This is a genomic window from Chryseobacterium ginsengisoli (assembly GCF_039542325.1).
GTDB classification, from domain to species: domain Bacteria; phylum Bacteroidota; class Bacteroidia; order Flavobacteriales; family Weeksellaceae; genus Chryseobacterium; species Chryseobacterium ginsengisoli.
Map to the genome: position 1 here is coordinate 756,472 of NZ_BAABHX010000001.1, position 25,517 is coordinate 781,988.

The following is a 25,517-nucleotide window of genomic DNA, read 5'->3' on the forward strand; positions in this document are numbered from 1 at the left end:
CTTTGGTTTAATATTTTGAATTGATGTGAACAATATTAATATTATATTTACCTTTTTAAAAGCTTTTGACTTGTAGAATTCATGAAATTTAAAAGAACTTAAAAATTAAATAGCTAAAAATCAAAAACATACAAATTTTCACTTTGAAGACGGATTTTAAGAAGATCGAGAAAAATCAACATAAAAACATTCTTTTACAAAAAGAAATATTGAAAAAAAGCATCCAAATATTGCTCATCCTTTTGTTTTCAGTTTTTATGAAAGCACAATCCGGTCCCGACTTTAGCATTTTGGCGGATAAAGCTTTTCAAAAATTATATCAAAATCCGGATGAATGCATCAACTATTCTCTAAGCATATTAAACAGTGATCAAAATATTGAGCATAAGATTGTCTTAAGAAATATTATTTCTCAGGCTTATGTTTTAAAAGGCGATTATGTACAATCTGTAAATATTGCTAATCAACAGGAGGAGTTTCAGGAAAAGAAAAATCTTTCCTATTTTATGCAGATTTTCGGAGATTATAATCTTGCAGACCAGTATCAAAATCTGGATCTTTATAATCAGTCTCAGATTATTATTTCTAATTTACTTTCCGACAATAAATTATTAAAAACTGAAGATAAAAAAATGCGGATTACAGTAGCGAAACTTTATCAGCTTCAAGCTCTTAACTTCGGTATTGGCAGAAATCAGGCACTAGCGTTACAAAACCTTCAAAAAAGTGATCAATACATTGATAATCAAAATGAAGAAAATAAAATCATCAGTTTTGAGAATAAAATTTTCCGCTCTACTTATTTATTGAGGCAAAATAAATTAGAAGAAGCAAAAAAGATCATTTCTGGTGTAATCTCCAGTCTTGAAAAACAAAAAAATCAGCCATTATTATCGGCTTTGGCTTATGAAGATCTTTCACGGTATTATTTTATGAAAGGTGATTATCACGAAGCAATCAATCAATTAGAAAAAGGACTTTCAAAAATAGAAAATCTACCTTTTAACTGTTTGAAAAGCAAAATTTATGCTTCATTATCTAAAAATTATTTTGCCCTTCATAACGATGAAAAGTATCATGAATACAATAGTCTTTACACAGATCTCAAAACAAAAATAGACGCCAATACAAAAGAAGGAATCCGATATATTGTAAAGCTTGTTGAAAATTCCCAAAACAAAAACCTTGAATTTCAGAGACAGAATCAATCAAGCCGTTTGTGGATTTTAATATCGGCTTTCTCTTTGATTATCATCAGTTTAATTATTTATTTTTTCAGTTTAAAAAGTAAAAATAAAGATTTAAAAAAACAATTTGAATTCTTCGAAAAACAGAAGAAAAAGGAAAAAACAATTCCGATTCACGTAAATGTTCCGAAAGAGGAAGAAATACTGACCGTTACTAAAGATTCAAATAAAATTTCAAAGGAAAAAGAAGACGAAATTCTCCAAAAATTGGAAGAATGGGAAGAATCTGATCAATATCTGAATAAAAGTATGTCGCTTTCGATGCTTTCTGCACAAATGGGTATTAACACTAAATATCTTTCAGAAGTAATTAATAATAACAAAGAAAAAAATTTTAACGGATACATTAACGAATTAAGAATCAATCATATAGCAAATTTATTAAAAACAGATTCCACATATCTTAATTATAAGGTAAGTTATCTTGCAGAATATTCAGGATTTTCCTCTCACAGCGCGTTTACAACTATTTTTAAATCCGTTACAGGAATGTCGCCAAATGCATATATTCAGGAAATCAGTAAAAGCAGAACATCATGAAATTATTTTTAAAATTTATTTTAATCATTCTTTTAGCTTTCCAGGTTTCGACATTTGGGCAGAAAATTTCTGACGACTCTTTGTTGAAAAAGGCACGTCTCGAAATCTACAATAATCCTGAAAACACAATAAGTATCGCTAATAGTTTACTTAAAAAAGAAAAGGACATCAAAAAAACAATTTCGCTTTATATGCTTCTTTCCACAGCGAATATTGCAAAAAGAGATTTTGACGAGTCGCTGAAATATATCTTAAAAGCCAAAGAATTAGCACCCAAAACAAACGATCCCAAAACGCAGACTAATGTTTTGGTTTCCGTTGCCATTCAATATCAGCAGATGGAATTGTTCAGCAAAAGTCTGGAAATATTAGATGAAGCCGATGAGTATTTAATAAAACTTCCGGACAATTCTTTTGAAAAAAACACTGAAACAGCCCGAAGCTATGCTATTCGCGGAATGATCTACAAAAGCCAGTCGAATCCTGAAATTGCTCTTGAGAAATTCTTAAAATCCATTGAAAGCTTCAAAAAAGTGAACCCAAAAGAAGCAACTTATGCCAATATGAGCGTTGTTTTCTATAATATCGGCTATTGTTATCTCAACCTCAACCAAATTGATAAAGCTGAGAAATCATTTTTAGAATCGATTGATTATGCTCAGAAAAAGAAAGCAAAAAGTCTTGAAGCTTTTGCATTAAAAGGAATAGCTGAAGTTTATAAGCAGAAGCGACAAAACGAAACTGCATTGAAACTTTTGATTAAAGCTGAAGATCTTTGTAAAGACACAAATGATCTCGTCCTTAATGAAGGAATTTTCAAAGAAATGGCAGATAATTATCTGGCAATCGGTAATCAAAATTCTTATCAGATCTACAATAAGAAGTATTTTGAAATGCGTTTCAGAAGAGAACAAAACGAACTAAATTCCATCAATCAATCCATCGATAATCACAATAAGGAAACTTTAATAAAAAGCGAAGAACTCAGACAAAGATTTACATATTGTCTTGCTTCCGTGGTAGGTTTCGGAATAATAATTATTGCCATATTTCTTTCATTTATCTTTAAAATCAGAAAACAGAACAAAAAATATCACGCGGAAATACAAAAGTTGATCCGTTCGTGATTTTCACTTTTTTTCTTCTTTATGAACTTTTAAAATCACAAATTGATTAAAACTGCCAAAAAGTCTCTAAATAAGGCATTATTGGGGCATCTATGTGGTATATGTAAGCTTTCCAGCGATAGGTTATTTTACTAATTTTAAATTTTATAATAACTACTAAAATTAATCTATGATCATCTGTGAAAACCTATTGTTTTCTCATGGAGCTGAACTGCAAAATTATCATTCGGGTGAATTTATCATCAAAGAAGACAGCACCGCAAAATATTATTTACAAATAAAGTCCGGCACTGTAAAATTAAGCAGCTTTTTGGAAGACGGTAAAGAGTTTATCCACGGGATTCCTTTTGATGGTCATTGCTTTGCGGAAACTTATCTTTTCCATGAAAGAAAATATGCTATCAACGCAATCGCTGTTACAGATTGTGAAATTATAAAGCTTGAAAAGAATAAACTGATCGATCTTTTATTAGAAAAACCTGAATTGATCCTTAATGTATATTCTTACACTGCCGATCGAATGCATTACAGATATATTACTTCCGGTCCATTTTCTTTCAAAGATCCGATTACCAAACTGCATCTTGTGATGGATCATATTAAAGATCATTTTGGATTCAAAGAAAAATTTTCCTTTCCGATTCCGTATACAAGGCAGCAATTGGCTTCTTTGACAGGAATGCGAATCGAAACCGTGATCAGAGCTATCAAAAAAATGGAAAAACAGAATATTCTGAAAATCGATAACAGTAAAATTTATATTTAAAATCAATAAAAAATCCTTAACCAGAACAGTTAAGGATTTTAATTTTTATATCACCAGAAAATTACTTTCCGATTGCTTCCGTAATAGGATTTCCTACATTTCCACTTGGAAACTGGATCTTTAATAATGACGAAACCGTCGGTGCAATATCTGTCATGAAATATGGTTTATTGCTTTCACCATGCTGAATTCCCCATCCCATAAAAATCAATGGAATATGTGAATCATAAGAATTCCAAACACTGTGTGTTGTTCCTGTTTTTGAATATGGAGGCAGCATAGAATCATGAGAAATCAACTGAATATCGCCGCTTCTCTGTCTGTTGATCCCGTTAATAATTCTTTGTTTGATAGGCTCCGGAATTGTAGATTCCTGAACTTTTTCCACAGAAACTACATACAGAACTGTAGGATCTTTTTCCAATTCTTTGATGGTGAAATTTCTTACATCATCCAATTCCAGTTTATTATCTCTCAACAATTTTCTGTCGAAATAAATCTGGTAATTGTCAACAGCATTGATCAGTTTATCAACCCCGAATTTATCTTTTAATTTTTGATTAATATTTTTATCCATTCCTTCTCCAAAGAAACCTGTCGTGATTTTATGCTCCTGTAAAAAACCTACGGAATGCGCTCCACCGTGATCTGCAGAAAGGAAAACTGTATACTGTCCTTTCCCAACTTTTGAATCTAAGTAATTGAAAAACTGAGCCAAATCCTGGTCTAATCTCAAATAAACATCTTCAACTTCAATAGAATTTGGACCAAATTTGTGACCTGCATAATCTGTTGAAGCTAAATTAATTGCCAACATATCCACAATATCATCTCCTCCTAACTTTTCGCCTTCTACTGCAGCTTCCGCAAGTTTCAACGTCAAAGTATTTCCGAAAGGTGTATAACGAATATTGTCTTTTTTAGCCTGATAATCAGCCGCTAAATTAGAATAAGGAAAAGTCGGAGTTTTTGCACTTCCCAACAAACCTTCCCAAGGCGAATTGTCCGGCGCACTTTCTGTATATTGATTGATAGGAAGTAAAGTATTCCAGCCATTTGCAACCAGTTTATCCGGTAAATTCTGAGAATTGAAAGATTTCACCCACTGTGGCAAATCATTCATATACCAAGTACTTGTAATGAAATCTCCCGAAGAATCGTCAAACCAAAAAGCTCCGTTTGGTGTATGACCAGCCGGAAGAATCGAAGCACGGTCTTTTAAAGAAACACCGATTACTTTTCCCTGAAAATTCGTTGCCAGTCTCAATTCATCAGAAACTGTTGTAGACCAAAGATTTTTGGGAGAATGACTTCCTACTTTTGCATTGGTAGTTCCTACCGGTTGCACACTTTCATCTGTCGTACAATATACGTTTTGTCCTGTTTCTTTATCGTTCCAGTCGTTTCCTGCAATCCCGTGAATCGCCGGAACCGAACCTGTATAAATACAAGTATGCCCCAAAGCTGTAACTGTAGGAACATAAGGAATATGAACATTATTCAGAGAATAGCCCGTTCCCAATAATCTTTTGAAACCGTCATTACCATATTTATTGTAAAAACGGTACAAATAATCCCACCTCATCTGATCTACTACCAAACCTACTACCAGTTTTGGTCTTTCTAACTGAGAATTTTTGTTCTTCTGCGCATTGATTGTAAGTACGGACAAAAAAGTAGCCGCTGCAATCGAAATTTTCCTAAGCATCCAGTAAAATTTTTATTCGGAGCAAATTTAAGGGTTTTGAAAATTTTGGTGTGTGAAATTTTAATTAATTTTGGAAGCCTGTTTAGTTTATTTACATTAAAATTTTACATCAAATATTCCATTAATGATCATAAAACTCTTCTTTTCTCTGATTTTAGCGATAATTATTATTTTCTTTTTAGCCATTGTTCTTATTATGCTTGGAACTGCAAAAATATTTTTCTCAGCTTTCAAAGGAATTAACGGACGAAAAACACCTGCCGATTTTGAAAATGAAAGAATAAAAATGGAAGGCAAAGTACATCAGATGAAAATGTCATTGGTTCCGTGGAATGGTCATACTATAAATGATATTACCAATGATCTGGATTATAATTCTCTCAAATGGTTTCCGAGTAAATTGACAGGCTACATCATCTCTCCCAACAACGAAAACTTGATTGCTTTTCAAAGAATTGAAGCGAATGACTGCAGAATTTTGGCAGAATCCACAGAATTCAAAATTTTCATGGAATACAACTATCCAGAGCTGACTGTTGATTTTAATGGAATTTATTTAGGTAAGATTGTAAATTTCATGCAAATTCTTGATCATGACGGCTATCTTATTGGACATTTGGACAGAAACAATCCTTCAGATTCTTATACTGTGACATTCAATTCAGGAAGAGAAATCAAGATCAGGAAAAGCCGCGACAATAAAGGTTACAAAAGAAAGAATTCCATGATAACAAGAAGGCGCGGAAAACTGGAACCTTTAACTGTAAAAACTGAACAATACACACCTTATAGTCTCATTAATGTAAGATATCATGATCTGGATTTTGAAGAATTGAAGTGGATCGCTGCCATTGCGGTTTTTGAGTCTGTGAACTATAGTTATACTTTTGATTGATAAATGATTAAAAACTTTTCAAAATTTTATTTAAAATTTGACGTTATATACTTGAAATAAACTTAACCATCATGAAACTCAAATCATTTTTATTATTGATTTTAACCGTTTTAAGTTATAATTTGTTCGCTTATCCCATTTCTCCGATGCCTTTGAGAAAATTAATCATTGAATCTGAAAATATTGTATATGGCGAAGTTTTAGATATAAAAGAAAACAAGAAAGTTAAAAAACATGATTGGTTTAAATCTGAAATTGTTGTATTAAAAATACATGATGTTTTACATGGAAATATTAAACCCGATCAAATTATTGAAATCTATACAAGTTCTTATATATCCTGTCCCGCTCCTGCATACTACGAAAAAGGAAAATTAACATTGGCATTTTTATATAAAGAGAAAAACGACGACAGATATTCTACCCATTCTTTATCTTACGGTTCGAAAACATTAGAAAAAGAAGAATATTCCGTTTATAAAAAGAGGATTCTCGAGATGCAGGATATTCTGAAAATTAAAAACGAAGAAGAAAAACATATTCAAATAGTAGATTGGCTTGTAGAATGTGCATTACAAAAAACGACAAAATGGGAAGGAACTTATGAACTTTCTCCTGAGAGTGATTTTATGTCTTTTTATGATCGCGATAAAGATATTTTTGTAAGAAAATTTGAATTAAACGATACTCAAAAAGGAAAACTGAGAAATTCTTTCTTTTCACAGAAGACATTAGAATATCAGGATTTGGGGTTAATAGATCTTATAACAAAGCCAAATGATAAAGAATTATTAGATTTCCTGATTACCCGTTTCAAAGAAACTCACAAAGACTTTCTTTTTGAAGGGAATTTCTTCATGTCCAAAATAGCGGATTTATCAGACAGAAATGATCTTAAGGAAATTTCAGAAAAGAATGAAAAACTTGATATGCTTAGTGAAAATTATGACCAAAAAACTAAAGATATTTTGAACGAATTTGCAAGTAAGCTATAAATTAATGAAAACAATTCTTGCTACATTATTTTTCATTTTCTCTCTGATAAAAATTCAGGCAACAGAACAGCAAACTGATCTACTTTATATTAACGGTGAAAAATATCATATTTTAAATAAATTTTTACATCAAGATATATTAGGTCAATATATTGAGGATAATAAACTCAATTCTGAAATAAACACTGGACTTTGGAGAGGTTACATTGGTGAATTTATTGTTGAAAATAATATATTTAAAATGAAGGATGCTATTATTCCTATTGATTATCAAAAAGATACTAATCTAAGATTAAGTAAAAATCATTTAACCATTCTGGAAAATCTTAATAAAAAAAGCATCAATACTGTATTATTTCTTTCTAAAATTGATAACAGTATACATCGCTTAGACCAAAATTTTTCCACTATTAAGGTTTTAGAAATAAAAGATAATGAAGTTGTCAAAAACTTTGACTTGAATTCGGATTTAGAATACAATCAGTTCAAATGTGATCAGTTTCAGAAGTACAAACAAACGAAAGCTTATAAAAGAAATTACTATTACAGCCTAAAAACAATTCAAAATTCAAGGGAAAAGTACGATTATGAAGACGAAATACTTCCCATTCAGGAAGAAGTAGAAAATTTTATTGCTGATCTTTTATTTGAGGAAGAAGATTTTACACATATTTTGTGAATTTAATTCTTTGTTACAGTTGATTTTATTTAAATTTGGAATCAACACAAAATGTCATCATGTTCCAACAAAATGCCTCTTTATTTATAAAGATTACAAGACCATTTCTTCTATTGGTTTCGATGCTGTTATTCGGATGGTTGTTCCTTAACAATGCCAATTTTATTGATATAGCTGCAACAATGAATAATGCAGAAAGTAACTCCGAAATATCCGAGATTAATAGTTTTACAAATATTGATGAATTGAAACAATTCTCAATCACCAAAGTAAATCAAATGAAATCCAACAGAGAAAAAGATTCGGAAAATGCTATCACAAGATCAATTCTTATCTTGGCTTTAATATTTGTGCAAATCATATTGTATTCTACAAAAGGAAATTTTCCCAGATCAAAAACGCTGGATTTTTAATACATGGAAATCAAAAAATTAGAAAAACTCAGCTCTAATCCCACTCTAAATTGGGGATTTAATGGCTATGAAACGGAAAAGATATTTGCTGTTTCTACCATAGAAATTGGAAATTCTTTTGAATTTAATCTAAGAGAGAAAAATCAATATTATAAAAAAATTGGGGAGACAACTTCTGATGATATTTCTGAATTAAATACAATTATTGAACAGGGAAATTCTTTCGGAGTTTTTGAAAATGATGAATTAATTGGTTGGGCAATTTGTGATTTCAGAGAATGGAACAATAGTCTTTTCATTGAAAATATTTTAATTGATGAAAAATTCCGCGGACAAAATATCGGAAAATTATTAATTAAAAACATCAACAGAAAAGCAAGAGAACTGCAATGCAGACTGGTCGAACTGGAAACTCAAAACACCAATTATCCGGCAATACAATTCTATCAAAAGGCTGGTTTTGCCATTACAGGAATCAATACAAAACTATATAAAGATTCATCAGAAACGGCTTTATTCATGAGCTTTGAAGTGTTAATTTAAAAACAATTCACCCATTATTGATAATAATATTTTTAATTGAAATAGAAATATTATCTTTAAAAATTACTTATTATCATGAAAAAAGCATCAATTTTTATATTCATTCTTCTCTTTAACCAAATTATTTTCGCTCAGAAAAATCAATATTATGATTTTATAAAAACTTGGAATTTCATTAAATATTATCATCCAGATGTTGCAAGCGGAAAAATCGATGCAGATAGTTTGTTTTTAAATACTGTCAAAAATATTAATTCAAAAGACAATTTTAATTCAATCATTGGAAAGTTATCTCAAAATTTAAATAAAAATCTTACAACTCAAGCTCCGACAGAAACTTCAAAAGATGTTTTAACTAAAAATCAAAATTTCGAATGGTTTCATAAAAACGGAAAAATTTCCACCGAAAATAAAAATTTGCTGAATACTATTTATAAAAACCGTTTCGATTACGGACTTTTAAAAGAAGGAAAATCAGTCAGTGACGAGAAAAAATATCCTTTTCCAAAAGAAGAAAATCTTTCGTTGGAATATAGATTATTGACGATGGCAAAAATTCAGGGAATTGTTGATTATCTTTTTCCACACAAATATTTAATGAACAAAAATTTTGATTCTTACTTTAATAATTTGCTGGAAGAAGCCGTAAAATCACCTTCACGAAAAGACTTTGAGATCGTTCTTGCTAAAACTGTTTCATACTTTCAGGACAGTCATGCATTTGAATTTTACCGTCAATTGAATTTTAGGGACGAAATTTTATTCAACATTTCTTATTATTCACCTTTTGATTTTCAGATTGTTGATGATCATTTGTTGGTAACCAATCTTGTCTTTCCTGAAATTTGTGATAAAGCTCAGATTAAAGTTGGCGACAAAATCACGGAAATTAATGGAAAAAGTATTCCGCAGATTATTAAGGAAAAAAGCAAATTACTTTCTGTTTCCAACCATCAAAAACTATTATATGTTCTTTCAAAGTATGAATATAACCTGATTTGGTCTGATAATCTTCCGCAAAAAACATTAAAAATACAATCCGGTTCTAAGAAATTTTCAACAGAAATTCCATTAATCAACACAACGGATAAATCAAATGTTGCTATTCTTTCGAATTATATAAACAATAAAAATCTTAAGATTGAAAGCCATCGTTTGGCTAATAAAGATATTGCTTACTTTAAAACCAATGAAACTTTGGAGTTCATTAATAATGTAGATGATAATAAAATAGATGCGGTAATGGACAGCATTTTGAAAGATGCTTCACAGAAAAAAGCCATCGTTTTCGATATGAGAGCTTATCCGGACTGGGGTGGTTTTGTCTATCATTATATTTATAAATATTTTTCGCCAAAAGAGAATTATTTCGGAAAATATTACAAACCAAATCTGAAAAATATTGGCACTTTTGCTTACAAAGATTATGACTATTTTCCGACGATTGAAAATAAAACAACTCATGTTTATAAAGGAAAAGTTTTCATTCTTGTAAATCCTGAAACCCGAAGTGCAAGTGAATGGTATTCTATGAGTTTGCAGAAAATTTTCCCACAATCATTAACGATTGGTCAACAAACTTCGGGTGGAGACGGAGATTTGGTGAGGGTTAATCTTCCCGGAGATTATGTTTTACCCTTTACAGGAAACGGAATTTTCTATCCTGATAATTCGCAGACTCAACAAACAGGAATTAGAATCAATGAATTGATAAAATATAAAGATCAGGATATTCTTGATAATCGTGATCTTGAATTTGAAAGGGTCTTGAATTCTGTAAAGTAAATATTGTGGAAAACGAGAACGCACAAAAAATCAATTTTATCGTAGATAAAATCTTTGCGCCTTAAAAAAGGTGGTCATTCAAATTCCTTGCGTCTTTGCGTTTTCCAACAAACAAATAGTCAACAAAACTTTATCGACAAAAACTATAAAAGATATTTGAAATTTAATTTTGTACTAATTGGTACAATTATATACCTTTGTCTCATCAAAATAAAGAAATGGCAGGAAGACCAAAAATATTCGACGAGCAGGAAGCGATCCAAAAAGCAACCGAAGTCTTCAGAAATAAAGGCTACGACACTGCTTCTGCAGACGAATTGCTGAATGCTATGGGAATCGGGAAAGGCAGTTTTTATCTGGCTTTCAAAGGTGGAAAGCAAGAACTGTACGTTCGTTCGATCAAACAGTTTTCTGAAAATTTTAATAAAAAGATTGGTCAGGCAATTGAAAATTCCGAAGATCAGATTGAGTTTATCAGACAATTTTTTCTGGTTCTTGCCGATGCAGAAGATTGTGATATTGAAAGAGGTTGTTATTTGGGAAATGCATTGGTTCAACTTTCTGAAAAAGATGAAGATATTAAAAGAATAACTGCAGAATTACTAAAAGGTTTGCAGAAAGTTTTTGCAAAAGCTATTAAAAAAGCACAGCAAAACGGACAATTGAAAACACAGGAAGATCCTGAAATTCTGGCTTGGCATTTAACAAATCTGTGGAACGGAATTCACGTAACAAGACGCATGGAAAATTCTCCGGAAATCCTTCGTTCGATGATTGAAATGAATCTAAAATTACTAAAATAAAATTTTTTATCATATTTTGTACCAAATAGTACAATATTTAAATTAAATATAAATAAAACTAAAACAATTTATTATGAACACAACAAACAACACAATTTTGATCACTGGCGGAGGTTCAGGAATCGGTTTAGAAATTGCAAAAGCATTAAGTCCTGCGAATAAAATCATCATCGTTGGAAGAAACAAAGAAAAATTGGATGCTGCGGCGAAAGGTTTAGAAAATGTATTCACGATTCAGGCGGATATTACGAATGAAAACGATATCAACAGATTGTATGAAGAAGTAAAAACCACTTTCGGAGGATTAAATATTCTGATCAACAATGCAGGAAACGCATATGTTTACAATATTGCGAATGACGGAGATGCTTACAGTAAAGCTGTCGCAGAATTCACAACCAATTATTTTGCGCCGATCAGACTTTCAGAAAAATTTCTTCCTCTCTTGAAACAACAGAATGAAGCTGCCATCGTGAATGTTTCGTCTATTGTAGGATTTGTTCCGGGTGCAAATCTTCCGACATATTCAGATTCAAAAGCTGCTCTTCACTCTCACACAAAATTGTTGAGATACGAACTGGCAAAAGATACCAATGTAAAAGTTTTTGAATTAATGCCACCCTTAGTTGCAACAGATTTTTCCGCAGAAATCGGCGGAAAAGAAAACGGAATTCCAGCTTCAGATGTTGCCAATGATCTTGTAAAAGCGCTACAAGAAGACATTTATGAAATTCGTGTAGGAAATACAGGCTTATTATATGACAATTTCTTTGCCGCTACAGAAGGTGCTTTCGCAACTTTCAATAATTAAAAAATTTCATCGTTCCTGATTGGAATTGATTCCATATATTTTATCTCTCGCGGGTTTTTCGTGGGAGATTTTTTATGATAAAAAAAAATTAAATCAACTGAATATCTGACCTCCACAACAAACAAAACTTGAACCCCACAACAAAATCCCAACTCCAAATAATCCCCAACTTTGTACTGTAAAATTTAAACAAAAATGAAAAACGTACAGACAAAAGAAACAGTTTTGGTAACAGGAGGAACAGGATTTTTGGGAGTTCATACCATTCTTCAATTATTGCAGCAAGGATATAAAGTGAAAACAACACTTCGTTCACTGGCAAAAAAAGACAGCATCATCAAAGCATTGGAAGAAGGCGGAATTACAGACTTTTCGCACCTTTCATTCATTGAGGTAGATCTTACAAGCGATGACAATTGGGACGAAGCCGTAAGAAATTGTGACTATGTTCTTCACGTCGCATCACCTTTCCCTACGCAAGATCCGAAAGATGAAAACGAGCTCATCATTCCGGCGAGAGACGGAGCTTTGCGAGTGTTGAAAGCGTCGCGTGATGCGGGAGTGAAAAGAGTCATTTTGACTTCTTCTTTCGCTGCAGTTGGTTACAGTAAAGATATTAAAGACCATATTTTCACAGAAGAAGACTGGACGGATGTGAATGCGGAACTTCCGGCATACATCAAATCGAAAACAGTTGCTGAAAAATCGGCATGGGAATTCATCGAAAAAGAAGGCAACGGCTTGGAATTGTCGGTAATCAATCCTGTCGGGATTTTCGGACCTTCAATTGGCGGAATTACTTCGGCTTCATTGGATATTGCGGTTTCGGGAATTCTGAACGGAACATTGAGCTACACTCCTACTTTCACGATGGGCGTTGTGGATGTAAGAGATGTTGCGGATATTCATATCAAAGCAATGTTGAATCCGAAAGCTGCAGGAGAACGTTTTATTGCGACCTCAAATGGTGTAATAAGTTTTTACGATGTTGCCGAATTATTCAAAAAAGAAAGACCGCAATACACGGAAAATATTCAGAAATTAGAACCGATCGGCAAAGAATTCTATAAAGAAATGTCCAACGAAAAAGCAAAAACAATCCTTAACTGGAATCCAAAAAGTCGTGAAGAAGCTTTGTTGGCAAGTGTGGATAGTTTGATGAAAAAATTATAAATTTATATCTGATTTTAAACGACATAGGAAAATTGAGCGTTAAGAAAAATAATTTTGCGAACGTAAAGAAAATCCCACTGTTTGAGTGCGACATAAATGTTCAATCAAAGAACCAATATTTAATTCGCACGAGTTTTGGGATTTTTAGAGAACAAAAATATTTTTTAGCGAAAGTTTCCAAGTCTTGAACTTTTGTTTCTTTTGCTTCAAGGCAAAAGAAATTAATTAAGAATAAAATGAAATTCAACAATATACAATCCTGTCATCTCGGTCCCGAAATATCACCGGAACAGTTTATTCCAGAACATTTCTTTTTGTTTTTGCTTAAAGGATCAATGGTTTCTTATGATGGTTACAAGCATTACTCGATGAAACCAGGAGATTATTGTATTGCAAGAAAAAATCATTTGGTTCGTTACACGAAATATAAGGAAGACGGCGGTTTCGAGAAGGTCATTATCGCTTTTGATGAAGCATTTTTAAAGAAATTTTTGAAACGCCATTCTTATAAGATTGAACCGACAGATAACAATGATTCTTTTTTATTCATTAAAGAAGACAAGCTGATCAACAATTTTATTCAATCTTTAGAACCTTATTATAACGGATCTGAACAATTGGATGATACTTTTGTCGATATCAAGCGTGAAGAATTGTTGATGATCTTAATTAAAAATAATCCTGATCTGAAAAATATTTTCTTCAATTTCAATGTTCCGCATAAAATTGATTTGGAATTATTTATGAATCATAATTATAAATTCAACATCAGTTTAGAACGTTTTGCATTTATGACAGGTCGAAGTTTATCAACTTTTAAAAGAGAATTTAAGGCAATTTTCAATACAAGCCCTGGAAAATGGTTGATGAAAAAACGTCTTGATGAAGCTTATTTTCTTTTGGATAAAGAACATAAAAAACCGACAGATATTTATATAGATTTGGGATTTGAAGACCTCTCCCACTTTTCTTTTGTTTTTAAAAAGGAGTTTGGAATTTCGCCTTCGGAGATTGGGAAGTTGAAAGTTTAAGATTTTTTGAGGGCGATTTTTTCTGATCTTTTTTGTTAAAAGTAACAAGGTTTTAGGTTTAATTTTAATAGATTCTAAATCCTGATTACAGAATTTATTTTTTACTTTTGTAGAAAATTACCATGAAACCAAATAAACATATTAGTCTTCTTTTGATTATTAGTTCATTATTTATTATAAGTTGTCAAACAGATGATACTTTAGAAAGTGAGCCTCAAAATAATGTACAGAATTTCGAAAGTTATCACTATATGTACATGCACTATCCCAATAATATTTTACTAAGTAATACAAATGGGATTATAAGAATTGAGTACGATAACCAAAACCGACCAATTAAACGCATTGGTGGCATGGCAGCACTTCCAGCATCTACAGGCTTTGGTTACATATTTTCAGGTACTTATGCTGAAGAAATTACTTATGAAAATAATGATATATCTCTATTTGTAAAAAGTACAGATCCAAATATTTACCCTGATCGTTTAAAAACTATTTTTAAAACCGAAAATGGTAAAATAATAAGAAGAGTAGAGGTAAATGTAAATTATCCAAATGCCAATGATACTATCAATTATTTTTATAGTAACGACAGATTAGTAAGATCTTTCAGAAAAAAAATATTTCCTGTTTCCGAATCAAAATATTATTATAATTCTGCAGGAAATGTTGACAGTATAGTTGCAAGACCATTAAACTATGATGCTGTAACACAAACTTGGACAGTCGATAATATCACAAACTACAGAACAGTACAGACTTTTAGTAATTACGACAGCTCTCTTAATCCAACTAAAAAGCTAATGCTTTTTGAGGAAATTTTTAACAGATCACTTTCTAATAATAATTACAGATCTTACGAAAGTAAATCATATGACTTTAATGGAAGTGTCTTGGAATCTTCTACAAGGAATTGGACATTTAATTACGTCAATAATCAAATAATTTTCGGAAACTAACGCTTAAATTGATTTTAATTCTCAAATACAAAATCTATTTTCATTAATTTGAAGATGGATTTTTTTTCGGCTACACAAAAAGAAGATTCGGCTACATACAACTTCGAAACAATCCTGAACTTTGTTTCAATAAAAAATCAAACAAAATGAAAATCATTGTAACAGGTTCTTTAGGAAATATCAGTAAACCATTAACAATAGAATTAATCGAAAAAGGTCATGATGTAACAGTGATTAGCAGCAGTCCGGAAAGAATATCAGAAATAGAATCTTTAGGTGCAAAAGCAGCAATCGGAACAATGGAAGATGTCGATTTCTTAACTGAAACTTTCACGGGAGCAGATATAGTTTATGCAATGGAAGCATTGAATGCAGGAGTATTTTTTGATCATAATATTGATTTTATTCAGGCAAATATTCAAATCGCAAAAAATTATAAAGAAGCGATTGAAAGATCAGGAGTGAAGAATATTATTCACCTCAGCAGCATTGGAGCCCATATGGAAAGCGGAAATGGAATTTTGAAATTTCATCATGAAGCGGAAAAAGTTTTGAATGAACTTCCTGAAAATGTTTCCATTAAATTTATGCGTCCCGTTGGATTTTATTACAATATGTTCGCATTTATTCCTACCATTAAATCTCAAAATGCCATTATCCAAAATTATGGAGGAGACGACAGAGAACCTTGGGTTTCCACTATTGATATCGCATCTGCTATTGCTGAAGAGATCGAGAAACCTTTTAACGGAAGAGAAATCCGTTATATCGCAAGTGAAGAAATTTCCCCAAATGAAATTGCAGAAACTCTAGGAGAAGCTATAGAAAAATCTGATTTAAAATGGATCACGATTTCAGATGAAGATCTCTTAGATAACTTAATTAAAGTTGGAATGAATCCTGAAACAGCAAAAGGATATGTTGAAATGAATATCGCAAGACGAAGTTCCGTTTTATACGAAGATTATTTCAAAAACAGACCGGTTTTAGGAAAAACTAAGGTTAAAGATTTTGCGAAGGATTTTGCTAAAGTTTATCAAAATGAATAATTTCTTTTGTCTTGAAAAAAAAGAAACAAAAATTCAAGACTTGGAAACTTCAAAATCAAGTAAATTTATAAAATGAAACAGCCCATCAGAATAAAAACCATCAACGAATTCCATGAATTTCGTAAACTTCCGAAGCCTGAACATCCTCTGATCAGCGTGGTAGATTACAGTACGATTCAGCATGATCCGGAAGTGAATGAACTTAGCTGGATTTTAGATTTTTATTCGATTTCAATTAAAAGAACTTCCAATGCCAAAATGAAATACGGGCAACAGGAATATGATTTTGACGAAGGAGTCATGTTTTTTATGGCTCCGGGACAGGTTTTTGGAGTTACCATTGATCCGAATACTCAACAAAAAGCAGAACATACGGGATGGATCCTGCTTATTCATCCCGATTTTCTCTGGAATACTTCTTTAGCTAAAAACATCAAAAACTATGAATTTTTCGATTATTCTGTAAATGAGGCTTTATTTCTTTCAGAAAAAGAGGAAAAAATGCTGCATCAGATCATCGAAAATATTCAGCAGGAATATCATTCAAACATTGATAAATTCAGTCAGAATATTATTATTTCACAGATAGAAACTCTGCTGAATTATTCGGAACGTTTTTATCAGCGACAATTTATTACCAGAAAAATTACCAATCATAAAATCCTCAATTCTTTGGAAGAATTGTTGGCTGATTATTTTAATCATGAAGATTTAATCACAAAAGGATTACCAAGCGTACAGTTTGTAGCCGATCAATTGAATGTTTCCCCAACTTATTTGACGGGACTTTTAAAAGTTTTAACCGGACAAAGCACACAACAGCACATTCATGAAAAATTAATTGAAAAAGCGAAGGAAAAATTATCTACAACACAATTATCCGTCAGTGAAATTGCTTATGAATTGGGCTTTGAGCATCCTCAATCTTTCAGTAAATTATTTAAAAATAAAACGAATTTTTCTCCTTTGGAATTCAGGCAGTCGTTTAATTAATTTCAAAAAAAATTAAGTTGAATTTTATTCAGTAAAGATATTTTTTATATTTTTGTATCGATCAATACAAAATAAAATGAGAGGAAGACCCAACATTCATGAAAACTCGGAACTGATCCAAAAAGCTCAGGATATTTTCTGGAAAAAAGGTTATACAGCAACTTCTTTAAATGACCTTTTAACCATTACAGGAGCAGGAAGCGGAAGTTTTTATAATACTTTTAAAGGCGGAAAGAAGCAGATTTTCAAGGAAGCTATTAACCAAAGAAGACAGGCTTTTGCTGAATTTAAAAATGAATTGGAAAAAAGTGAATCTCCAATAGATTTGATTAAAGATTTTTTCAGAAGTATTGCCAATGAAGCTGAAACTTCTCATTTGAAAGGTTGCATCATAGCAAACACTGTTGTAGAAATGACATATATTGATGATGAACTGGAAAATGAAGCTGCACAGATCCTTAAAGAAGTTGAAGAAATGTACACAGAAGCAATCCGTAAAGCTCAGGAAAAAGGCAACATTAAGAATCTAACCGAACCGTCAGTTTTAGGAAAATATTTAATCACCTTTTGGTGCGGACTGAATACATTGAGAAGAATGTATCCCGACAAAACAATCCTTTCTCAACAAATAGAAATGCAATTGGCTGTTCTCAGCTAATTTTTTTCTTCATTTTTGTATCGATCATTACAAAATAAAATTTAATTAAAATGAATTTACAACTAACCTCAAAAAAAGCATTTATAAGCGGTTCTACACAAGGAATCGGTTTTGCTATCACCAAGCAATTATTGGAAGAAGGCGCAGAAGTTATTATCAACGGAAGACAAAAAGATAAAACTGAAAAAGCAGTTTTACAATTGCAACAGGAATTTCCGGAAGCAAAAATTTCAGGCATTGCAGCAGATTTTTCTGATAAAAATGAAGTTGATGAACTTTTGAAACAATTGAATAATATTGATATTTTAATAAATAATATCGGAATTTTTGAATTAAAAGATTTTGAGAATATTTCTGATGAAGAATGGCTTCAAATTTTCGAGATCAATGTAATGAGCTCTGTCCGTTTATCTAGACATTTATTCCCAAAAATGCTGGAGAAAAACTGGGGAAGAATTATTTTCATCAGCAGTGAATCTGGTGTGAATATTCCGGGAAACATGATTCATTATGGGATGACAAAAGCAGCTATGACAGCAATTAGCAATGGATTATCAAAGCTGACAAAGGGAACTGAAGTGACTGTAAATACGATTCTTGGCGGACCAACCTATTCCGATGGAGTTGCTGAAACGATCGAACAGATCGCAAAAGCTCAGAATATAAATATTGAACAAATGAAAGCTGCCATTGTCCAACAAACCAATCCTGATTCTTTACTGCAAAGATTTATTGAACCTAAAGAAATTGCCAATCTTGCGGTTTATCTTTCAAGCCCGCTTTCAGTTGCGACCAATGGATCCGGTTTAAGGGTTGACGGAGGAGTTTTGAAAACAGTTTAGGTAATTTGTATTTCAATCAAAACATAATATTTAACGTACTTTGGTGCGTTTTTTTATTTTATCTTTATTTAAAATCTATTCAAAAAATGATCACCAAAGCTTACATCCACGAATACGGTAACTGCAAAATCGAACCTGAACATAAGGATGTAAAAGATGTTTTGGAATCAAGAGGAATTGAATGTGAGTTATTTACCTCTAAACGTTTACAGCGAAATCAATTACAGCTCGATATGGAAACATTAGTCATTGGTGATCATACAACAATACTTCAGGTTTTCAAAAAACTGGACATCAATACATTTACCTCATCTTATCCCGAAAGTTTAAAAAAATATTTAAAGAGAAATATTTGGGAAACTACTGTCCGAAAATTATTGAAGGAAAACAGTGGAGAATCTCCGAATATTTTTGTTAAGCCAAAATCAAAGACTAAGCTTTTCACAGGATTTGTTATTCAGTCGAATTATGATTTATTTAAACTTGATGCATTAGCAAAAGACACAGAATTATCCTGTTCATCTGTTATTGAATGGCTTTCTGAATTTCGGGTTTTTGTTAACCAATCTAAAATTGTTGGCATCAAAAATTATAATGGGAATGAAAATTTAGTTTTAGATATGAAAGTCGTCGAAACCGCTATTCAGGATTTTGAAAATTCAAAAGAAAGAACTGATGGTTACGGAATAGATTTCGGGATTCTAAAAAATGGAGAAACCGCTCTCGTAGAATGGAATGATGGTTTTGCATTGGGTTCATATGGTTTGGATAAGGAAATTTATACGGATCTGATTGTGAATAGATGGAAGGAAATTTTAAGAAAAAGTAATTTAAATTTGTGATTACGGTTTTCCTCAACGGTAATATATAGGAAACACAATTTACATGGGTGTAATAAACATTTATTTATAGAATAATCTTTATCAACATCTATATAAATAGTTTTTTCTTATGTATGCAGAACTCTTTAATTAACTGCGCACCACTTTCAACTTACTGTTAAAAGACATTGATCACACAGGCAAAACGGTTGTATTGCATGGGAAAGGTAATCAGCCTCTGTGTGCAGTATTTTCAATCTGCATATTTCTGAATTATATGCACAACTATATATTGTTTTTATTGAAAAATAATTATTAAGTTTGTGTTAACTATAAATCAATTAATATGTATATAAAACAGGAAGAATACCTTCCGCTTGCCAAAGATCTTATGGCAAGCTTCAGCAGAGATCTGATATATTTTACGGAAGAAGATCACAATTACACACAGGCATATAAAGATGCTTTTCAGGCAAAAATTACCGAAATAGAGCAAAAAGAAGCAAGCAGTACAACTTTGGTACAGCAGAAACAGGCTACCCAAAATCTGTATTTGCTTGGTGAAGAGCTTAAAAAACCACTTAAAAGCCTTAGAATCCGTATTGAAAGAGCAGATATCCCTACAAGAATCACTACAGAAATTCTAAAGGATATTAAAAACCGCAATTTTGAAGGTGTTGGTAATAAACTTCTGGATCTTATTTCTTTAGTGAATGCCAATACAGTAGTCCTACAGGAAAAAGGTATGAAAAGTACCTTATCTCAGGATCTGCAGAATTTTCAGCTTGTCATTGCTGCAAAAGCAGACGAGCAGACACAGCTTATGAAAAAAGTGACGAGTATTGTCGGCATTCATAAGGAACTGTACGAAAGTTTATATAAATATATTTCCGAGATATGTGAAGACGGCAAACTTATCTTCGAAGGCGAACAAAAAGCAGACGAATATATTATCAGAAAGATGCTTGCGAAACTTCATGTAGGTAAAATAAAAAATTCAGCAGAAAAAGAAGGTACAAATTCTTAAGGTTCACATTGAAGTTTAAGAAAACAATCTTTACATTTGCAACTCATACAACAAACAAACTGATATAAGATAAAATAAAAAATTACATTACGACATATTGCGTTTAGCAGTTCATTTTCTTCGTTCAAATACTCGAAATATCAAATACTAAAGAAAAAAAACTGCAAGATGCACCCGACTGGGTGTGTTTTGCTGCATTTCTTTAGTAGGTTATTCGAGTAGCCTGAACGAAGGATGACAGTCAATTCACATCCTTTTTTTTATTTCAGAAATTGATGTGATAAAACAACAACCAATGAAATAAATAATTATATTTGACACAAACACATCAAATTATGGAAAACGAAAATTTCGAATCCGTCTACGTTACTTCACGTAGATTTGAAGACTGGCTTCATGACCCCACCAATCCCTTAGTGTATTGCCTGTTGACTTTAGACGGCAAAGATTTTATCCGGAAAAACAGCTACGAAGTAAAACTTGTTCAAAAAACAGCAGATCATGATACTTTCTGTATTACTGTTCCTGATGATGCGCTGGACAGTTTTCAGGGTTTTGTAATGGAAAATTCTAAAAAACTTCTCGGTCAGGAAATCGGGATCACCTATTGGCGCTTCGGTAAACCCCGTCATTATTTCAGAGGCATTATCGGGAAAATACGCAACAAAAAAGATGAAGGCGGTGGATATGGAGAGCTATATATTACAGGATATGCACCAAGCATTTTACTGGAAAGCGGAAAAGACTGCCAAAGCTTTGAAGATAAAACACTGGAACAGATCGTAAAAGAAATTACGGAAGAATATCCAAAGGAAGCCAAGGTAGAAATTTCATCTAACTATTTGAACGACTACAACAGAAAACCCCTTCCCTACACCGTTCAGTATAAAGAATCCGATTATCAGTTCATCAAAAGACTGGCGATTCGTCACGGAGAATTTTTCTATTACAACGGAGAAAAGTTAATATTTGGAAACAGTGTCCAGCCCATCATCAAGCTGGGAGAAAATGTAGACCTCATCGATGTAGAATTTGAAATGCAGATGCAGGCTCAGGATTTCACTTTTGTAAGTTACGATGCTCAAAGCGGAACTAAAATAGAAAAAGACAGCGGCAGTATAAAATCAGAATTTAAAGAAAGTCCGTTTCAGAGTATTGCAGTGAATTCTGCCGGAAAGATATTCAGGAAGAAACCAAAAATGCACTTCAACCATACCGGAATCAATAATAATTCTGAAGCACAGCTTTCAGAAGCTGTTCGTCTGGAAAAAGAAAGAAGAGAAAACCTGATGCAGGTAAGAGGAAAAAGCAAAGACCCTGAATTAAAGATCGGAGGAAGAGCTGAACTTTCGGACATCAACAGGAAAGCAATGGAAACTTACCGAATTATCGAGATCACGCATCACTATGATGGTGAAGATTATTATAATGAATTTGTAGGAATTCCTGATCTTTTCAATGCAGCATCTTATATAGACATTGAAGCTGTACCTAAAGGTGAAGAGCAACCCGCGAGAGTAATAGACAACAACGATCCGATGGGAATGGGAAGAGTAAAAGTACAGTTCCCGTGGCAGGAGGAGAAAAACCAGACAACGCCATGGATCAGGTTGATACAACCCCACTCCGGAGCAGGAAAAGGTTTTCATTTTATTCCCGAGATCGGAGAAGAAGTTTTAGTCGGTCATGAATCTGGAAATGCAGAGAAGCCTTTTGTGATGGGAACGCATTATAATGGAAAAGAAACCAGCGGTTATCATACGGCAGGAAATGATATAAAAGTTATTAGAACAAGAAGCGGAATCGAAAACCTCAGCAATGATGCAGAAGGAAGCTGGAAACAAAGTACTCCCGATGGAAATTTCCTTCATTTTGATGGACAAGGAAATGCTACATTAAACGTGCCTCAAAAATTAATTATCAATGCAACAAACATAGAAATTAATGCTTTTAATAATGTGGAAGCAAATGTTTCTAACAACATGATTTTAAATATCATGTCTCAGTTCTTCGTATTTGCTCCTTTTATGAAACAGGTAATTAGTGGATTTATGAATTTATTTAGCGGTAAGGCTCTCATCAATTCCAAAGAAACCATTCATATAGAAGCCGAAGAAGTTACGACACATGGAACAGAAAAAATGTTGGTACATTCGGATAAACTCACAACGATAAACAGTATGGAAGTAGCAGAAATGCACGGTGCTACTGGGAATAGCTTTACTAATAAGCCTACTCCTCAAAAGAAAAAACCAGCAGATAAAATAACAAATACACTGGTAGAATTCAGACCTTTAACCAGTTGGAATGGGGAAGTTGGGTATGATTGGCTAAGAATTGATGATAATATCACAGGACAGGAAACTCCTTACTATGATTGCTTGGAAAGTGGCTATGAAGCTCCCAATGGAAGGGATACCAATACCGAATTTGATAGTAAGGCTGAAGCATTTAAAGCATTGGAAAAAGAATATTTGCAAATCCCTATAAACAGAGCCAGTAATCCAAACCTGAAAAAATACTACGTTCCTTGGCTCAATTTATATCCAGAAGCAGTAAACATTGCTTGTAGTACGTCTCCTAAGCCCCCTTGTGAAATGGAATTGAGAGTTTTGGTAGACGTAGAAACAGAAGAACCAGACCAGATACGTATTGTTTTTAGCAAAGATTATTTTACCATAAATGGTAATGATGGAACCGATGCCAATCCTGTACTAATAGCCGATAAAGCAATTGCCACCAAACACGACACAGGTACAACTATAAAAATAAAGTGCATCAAAGAATTTTCTACAAGGCAAGAGATTACCGTTTATGCCTATCCTAAGGATTCTCTTCTAAAAACCCCTGCCGAACAGCTTACCTTGCGTAAAGTAGCGGGCAGAATTGTGTTAGAACCTAATAAAAATACGGTCGCCTCTAATGGGAAACCTACCGTGAAAAACACAAAAGAGCTGAAGGTGGTGTTGGTAGGCGTGAAAACGAATATTTTTAATGTTGTGAACGGCGAAACAACAGGAATATTTGATTCAGGACTCTTTGCAGGAGAAAAAAATAATATGGTAAACATGCTGCACCAATCGTTAATTCACGCCACGTTTATTGAGAATGATAGTGCTGGAAATCCTTTAGAATTAGATGTTTCCGCGAATGCTGCATTCCAGCAACGATATAACAGCGCAGGGGTTGCGATAGGCTCTACCTATATTAGCATTGATGATAAAATAAAAGCCAATGCTCATTCTGCATTGAAGACCTTGTTTAATGCGCAAACCCACAACGCTTATGCCAATGACCTGCTTGTTTTTTCTTTTGATGCAGAAGGCGCTGGTAGTTTTGTAGGCGTAGCAGAAGATATAGGAAAGAAAAGCCTAATATTAGTAAAGACACGGAATCCGATGACCATGCCACACGAGGGATCGCATTGCTTGGGACTATGGCATACTCATCAAGATGCCTCAATAGTATGGCTTAATAATACTACTCCTACTAACTCTACTGGATTTAATTATCCTAATAACAGAGGTTGCATCTATGTAGGTACCGATAACAGCCAATGGATGTACAATGGCACTACATATGTAGCTTATAATTTCTATGCTTTTCCTGAAACAATACCGAGAGATAAAAAATTAATCTATCACCACGCCCATATCGCACCTACATTGGCTACTTATAATATTATGAGTTACAATGGCATATTACGGAAATATACATGGCACTGGCAATGGAAGCTACTAAAAAAGAATGCAAGATGAAACAATTAATAATTATTACTATTTTATCATTAAGTATGATAAATTGCAAAGGGCAACAAAATGATACACTTAAATCTAACAATTCAATAAAGGATACGATGGAATATATTACTATAGAAGAATTTAATAAAAGGAATTACATTAATAATCAAGGAGATTTTGTACAACAGTTTAAAGGAAGTAATAATATTGATTTTATTCAAAATATCCATAAAAAGGGTACTCCGATAACTCTAATTAAAGCATTTTATGAAAAAACAAAATCTATTAAAGGAACAGGACAAAGATTTAATAATTTTGTTTATGGTATTTGGAAAGAATACGACGAAAGCGGTAAACTGATAAAAGAAACCAATTGGGATAAAAACTATCTTTTCAAAGTAGAAGATTTGTGCAAATTAATAAAGGCAGAATACGGAGTAGACTTAACGATAGTATCAGAACCTAATAAAAACAGTGTAGAAAGACGATACGAAGAAGATTATAAAAAACATTGCTACGTTGTCATTTTTCGACATTTACCTCTTGACGAAGGAAATGATGCACGTTTTAAAGAAATTTATATAGATGGAGAAACAGGAAAGATTATGTATGAAGATGGATGGACATGGGGAGATTTACCTAAATCCAAAACTCCAGTTCCAAGAAAAGGAGAAAAAGAAAAAAAGACATCGGGAGTCTACAAAACCTACCAAGGTAAAGACTATACACAAGCCGAATGGAAAATCTTCGAGCAGGAACAATACAACGAGCATCTCCGTAAAACAGGTCGTGCAGATTTGGTAAAACCAACTGAAACTCCGAAAACAGAAAACAAAAAGAGCTTTCTTGCGGATGAAAATGAGGTGAAGCCTAAGAAGAAAGGGTTTTGGGGCTAAATTAATTACTTAAAAA

23 protein-coding genes are annotated in these 25,517 nt (G+C 32.6%); 22 read left to right on the forward strand and 1 reads right to left on the reverse strand.

The window, feature by feature from the left end; translation table 11 throughout:
* Positions 1 to 257 precede the first annotated feature (257 nt).
* The 3 genes from ABD940_RS03565 to ABD940_RS03575 all read left to right on the forward strand — a co-directional run bounded on the left by ABD940_RS03565 (position 258) and on the right by ABD940_RS03575 (position 3,680).
* Positions 258 to 1,787, forward strand: a complete 1,530-nt coding sequence (locus ABD940_RS03565) for a helix-turn-helix domain-containing protein (RefSeq protein WP_345200360.1) — start codon at positions 258 to 260, stop codon at positions 1,785 to 1,787.
* Positions 1,784 to 2,914, forward strand: a complete 1,131-nt coding sequence (locus ABD940_RS03570) for a tetratricopeptide repeat protein (RefSeq protein ID WP_345200361.1) — start codon at positions 1,784 to 1,786, stop codon at positions 2,912 to 2,914. Before ABD940_RS03565 ends, ABD940_RS03570 begins: the two co-directional genes overlap by 4 nt.
* Before the next feature lie 169 nt (positions 2,915 to 3,083).
* A complete protein-coding gene (locus ABD940_RS03575) occupies positions 3,084 to 3,680 on the forward strand; it encodes a Crp/Fnr family transcriptional regulator (RefSeq protein WP_345200362.1) in 597 nt (198 codons plus the stop codon).
* 61 nt (positions 3,681 to 3,741) lie between these two features.
* Here the strand turns inward: ABD940_RS03575 and pafA are convergent, their stop codons facing one another.
* Positions 3,742 to 5,388, reverse strand: a complete 1,647-nt coding sequence (gene pafA, locus ABD940_RS03580) for an alkaline phosphatase PafA (protein WP_345200364.1) — start codon at positions 5,386 to 5,388, stop codon at positions 3,742 to 3,744.
* 124 nt (positions 5,389 to 5,512) lie between these two features.
* Here pafA and ABD940_RS03585 point away from each other — a divergent pair, with 124 nt between their 5' ends.
* From ABD940_RS03585 to ABD940_RS03675, 19 genes are all read left to right on the forward strand, one after another.
* Positions 5,513 to 6,283, forward strand: a complete 771-nt coding sequence (locus tag ABD940_RS03585) for a hypothetical protein (RefSeq protein WP_345200365.1) — start codon at positions 5,513 to 5,515, stop codon at positions 6,281 to 6,283.
* Positions 6,284 to 6,354: 71 nt separating this feature from the next.
* Positions 6,355 to 7,278 (forward strand): hypothetical protein, encoded by a 924-nt coding sequence (locus ABD940_RS03590; RefSeq protein WP_345200366.1) that lies wholly within the window; start codon positions 6,355 to 6,357, stop codon positions 7,276 to 7,278.
* 4 nt (positions 7,279 to 7,282) lie between these two features.
* Positions 7,283 to 7,957 (forward strand): hypothetical protein, encoded by a 675-nt coding sequence (locus tag ABD940_RS03595; protein ID WP_345200367.1) that lies wholly within the window; start codon positions 7,283 to 7,285, stop codon positions 7,955 to 7,957.
* Positions 7,958 to 7,992: 35 nt separating this feature from the next.
* Positions 7,993 to 8,370: a hypothetical protein gene (locus ABD940_RS03600; RefSeq protein WP_345200368.1), complete on the forward strand. Its 378-nt coding sequence runs from the start codon at positions 7,993 to 7,995 to the stop codon at positions 8,368 to 8,370.
* A gap of 3 nt (positions 8,371 to 8,373) precedes the next feature.
* Positions 8,374 to 8,913: a GNAT family N-acetyltransferase gene (locus tag ABD940_RS03605; RefSeq protein ID WP_345200369.1), complete on the forward strand. Its 540-nt coding sequence runs from the start codon at positions 8,374 to 8,376 to the stop codon at positions 8,911 to 8,913.
* Positions 8,914 to 8,988: 75 nt separating this feature from the next.
* Positions 8,989 to 10,698 (forward strand): S41 family peptidase, encoded by a 1,710-nt coding sequence (locus ABD940_RS03610; protein ID WP_345200370.1) that lies wholly within the window; start codon positions 8,989 to 8,991, stop codon positions 10,696 to 10,698.
* Between the two features lie 218 nt (positions 10,699 to 10,916).
* Complete coding sequence (locus ABD940_RS03615; RefSeq protein WP_345200371.1) at positions 10,917 to 11,501, forward strand: TetR/AcrR family transcriptional regulator; 585 nt, start codon at positions 10,917 to 10,919, stop codon at positions 11,499 to 11,501.
* A gap of 73 nt (positions 11,502 to 11,574) precedes the next feature.
* On the forward strand, positions 11,575 to 12,312 hold the full coding sequence (locus ABD940_RS03620; protein ID WP_345200372.1) for an SDR family oxidoreductase: 738 nt from the start codon (positions 11,575 to 11,577) through the stop codon (positions 12,310 to 12,312).
* Between the two features lie 195 nt (positions 12,313 to 12,507).
* Positions 12,508 to 13,485, forward strand: coding sequence for an SDR family oxidoreductase (locus tag ABD940_RS03625; protein WP_345200373.1), 978 nt, complete (start codon positions 12,508 to 12,510; stop codon positions 13,483 to 13,485).
* 236 nt (positions 13,486 to 13,721) lie between these two features.
* Positions 13,722 to 14,516: a helix-turn-helix transcriptional regulator gene (locus ABD940_RS03630; RefSeq protein ID WP_345200374.1), complete on the forward strand. Its 795-nt coding sequence runs from the start codon at positions 13,722 to 13,724 to the stop codon at positions 14,514 to 14,516.
* Between the two features lie 122 nt (positions 14,517 to 14,638).
* Positions 14,639 to 15,475 carry a hypothetical protein gene (locus ABD940_RS03635; protein ID WP_345200375.1) on the forward strand — a complete coding sequence of 279 codons (837 nt, stop codon included), beginning with the start codon at positions 14,639 to 14,641 and terminating at the stop codon, positions 15,473 to 15,475.
* Between the two features lie 146 nt (positions 15,476 to 15,621).
* Positions 15,622 to 16,524, forward strand: a complete 903-nt coding sequence (locus tag ABD940_RS03640) for an NmrA family NAD(P)-binding protein (RefSeq protein WP_345200376.1) — start codon at positions 15,622 to 15,624, stop codon at positions 16,522 to 16,524.
* Between the two features lie 72 nt (positions 16,525 to 16,596).
* Positions 16,597 to 17,517 (forward strand): helix-turn-helix domain-containing protein, encoded by a 921-nt coding sequence (locus tag ABD940_RS03645; protein WP_345200378.1) that lies wholly within the window; start codon positions 16,597 to 16,599, stop codon positions 17,515 to 17,517.
* Between the two features lie 76 nt (positions 17,518 to 17,593).
* Complete coding sequence (locus ABD940_RS03650) at positions 17,594 to 18,175, forward strand: TetR/AcrR family transcriptional regulator (protein ID WP_345200379.1); 582 nt, start codon at positions 17,594 to 17,596, stop codon at positions 18,173 to 18,175.
* 50 nt (positions 18,176 to 18,225) lie between these two features.
* On the forward strand, positions 18,226 to 19,017 hold the full coding sequence (locus ABD940_RS03655; RefSeq protein ID WP_345200381.1) for an SDR family NAD(P)-dependent oxidoreductase: 792 nt from the start codon (positions 18,226 to 18,228) through the stop codon (positions 19,015 to 19,017).
* A gap of 86 nt (positions 19,018 to 19,103) precedes the next feature.
* Positions 19,104 to 19,859, forward strand: a complete 756-nt coding sequence (locus ABD940_RS03660; RefSeq protein WP_345200382.1) for an ATP-grasp domain-containing protein — start codon at positions 19,104 to 19,106, stop codon at positions 19,857 to 19,859.
* Between the two features lie 325 nt (positions 19,860 to 20,184).
* Positions 20,185 to 20,865 (forward strand): hypothetical protein, encoded by a 681-nt coding sequence (locus tag ABD940_RS03665; RefSeq protein ID WP_345200383.1) that lies wholly within the window; start codon positions 20,185 to 20,187, stop codon positions 20,863 to 20,865.
* Positions 20,866 to 21,200: 335 nt separating this feature from the next.
* On the forward strand, positions 21,201 to 24,623 hold the full coding sequence (locus ABD940_RS03670; protein WP_345200385.1) for a type VI secretion system Vgr family protein: 3,423 nt from the start codon (positions 21,201 to 21,203) through the stop codon (positions 24,621 to 24,623).
* Entirely contained in the window at positions 24,620 to 25,501 is an 882-nt protein-coding gene (locus ABD940_RS03675; RefSeq protein ID WP_345200386.1) for a hypothetical protein, read from the forward strand. The genes ABD940_RS03670 and ABD940_RS03675 overlap by 4 nt, the downstream gene beginning before the upstream one ends.
* The last annotated feature ends 16 nt before the right edge of the window (positions 25,502 to 25,517 follow it).

What these genes read in the sequence shown, in the direction of transcription:
- ABD940_RS03650 (WP_345200379.1), top strand. Translation starts at nt 17,594, where the DNA reads ATGAGAGGAAGACCCAACATTCATGAAAACTCGGAACTGATCCAAAAA.
- ABD940_RS03660 (WP_345200382.1), top strand. Translation starts at nt 19,104, where the DNA reads ATGATCACCAAAGCTTACATCCACGAATACGGTAACTGCAAAATCGAA.
- ABD940_RS03610 (WP_345200370.1), top strand. Translation starts at nt 8,989, where the DNA reads ATGAAAAAAGCATCAATTTTTATATTCATTCTTCTCTTTAACCAAATT.
- ABD940_RS03615 (WP_345200371.1), top strand. Translation starts at nt 10,917, where the DNA reads ATGGCAGGAAGACCAAAAATATTCGACGAGCAGGAAGCGATCCAAAAA.
- pafA (WP_345200364.1), bottom strand. Translation starts at nt 5,388, where the DNA reads ATGCTTAGGAAAATTTCGATTGCAGCGGCTACTTTTTTGTCCGTACTT.
- ABD940_RS03595 (WP_345200367.1), top strand. Translation starts at nt 7,283, where the DNA reads ATGAAAACAATTCTTGCTACATTATTTTTCATTTTCTCTCTGATAAAA.
- ABD940_RS03570 (WP_345200361.1), top strand. Translation starts at nt 1,784, where the DNA reads ATGAAATTATTTTTAAAATTTATTTTAATCATTCTTTTAGCTTTCCAG.
- ABD940_RS03645 (WP_345200378.1), top strand. Translation starts at nt 16,597, where the DNA reads ATGAAACAGCCCATCAGAATAAAAACCATCAACGAATTCCATGAATTT.
- ABD940_RS03605 (WP_345200369.1), top strand. Translation starts at nt 8,374, where the DNA reads ATGGAAATCAAAAAATTAGAAAAACTCAGCTCTAATCCCACTCTAAAT.
- ABD940_RS03585 (WP_345200365.1), top strand. Translation starts at nt 5,513, where the DNA reads ATGATCATAAAACTCTTCTTTTCTCTGATTTTAGCGATAATTATTATT.
- ABD940_RS03640 (WP_345200376.1), top strand. Translation starts at nt 15,622, where the DNA reads ATGAAAATCATTGTAACAGGTTCTTTAGGAAATATCAGTAAACCATTA.
- ABD940_RS03630 (WP_345200374.1), top strand. Translation starts at nt 13,722, where the DNA reads ATGAAATTCAACAATATACAATCCTGTCATCTCGGTCCCGAAATATCA.
- ABD940_RS03655 (WP_345200381.1), top strand. Translation starts at nt 18,226, where the DNA reads ATGAATTTACAACTAACCTCAAAAAAAGCATTTATAAGCGGTTCTACA.
- ABD940_RS03590 (WP_345200366.1), top strand. Translation starts at nt 6,355, where the DNA reads ATGAAACTCAAATCATTTTTATTATTGATTTTAACCGTTTTAAGTTAT.
- ABD940_RS03565 (WP_345200360.1), top strand. Translation starts at nt 258, where the DNA reads ATGAAAGCACAATCCGGTCCCGACTTTAGCATTTTGGCGGATAAAGCT.
- ABD940_RS03675 (WP_345200386.1), top strand. Translation starts at nt 24,620, where the DNA reads ATGAAACAATTAATAATTATTACTATTTTATCATTAAGTATGATAAAT.
- ABD940_RS03670 (WP_345200385.1), top strand. Translation starts at nt 21,201, where the DNA reads ATGGAAAACGAAAATTTCGAATCCGTCTACGTTACTTCACGTAGATTT.
- ABD940_RS03625 (WP_345200373.1), top strand. Translation starts at nt 12,508, where the DNA reads ATGAAAAACGTACAGACAAAAGAAACAGTTTTGGTAACAGGAGGAACA.
- ABD940_RS03620 (WP_345200372.1), top strand. Translation starts at nt 11,575, where the DNA reads ATGAACACAACAAACAACACAATTTTGATCACTGGCGGAGGTTCAGGA.
- ABD940_RS03635 (WP_345200375.1), top strand. Translation starts at nt 14,639, where the DNA reads ATGAAACCAAATAAACATATTAGTCTTCTTTTGATTATTAGTTCATTA.
- ABD940_RS03665 (WP_345200383.1), top strand. Translation starts at nt 20,185, where the DNA reads ATGTATATAAAACAGGAAGAATACCTTCCGCTTGCCAAAGATCTTATG.
- ABD940_RS03575 (WP_345200362.1), top strand. Translation starts at nt 3,084, where the DNA reads ATGATCATCTGTGAAAACCTATTGTTTTCTCATGGAGCTGAACTGCAA.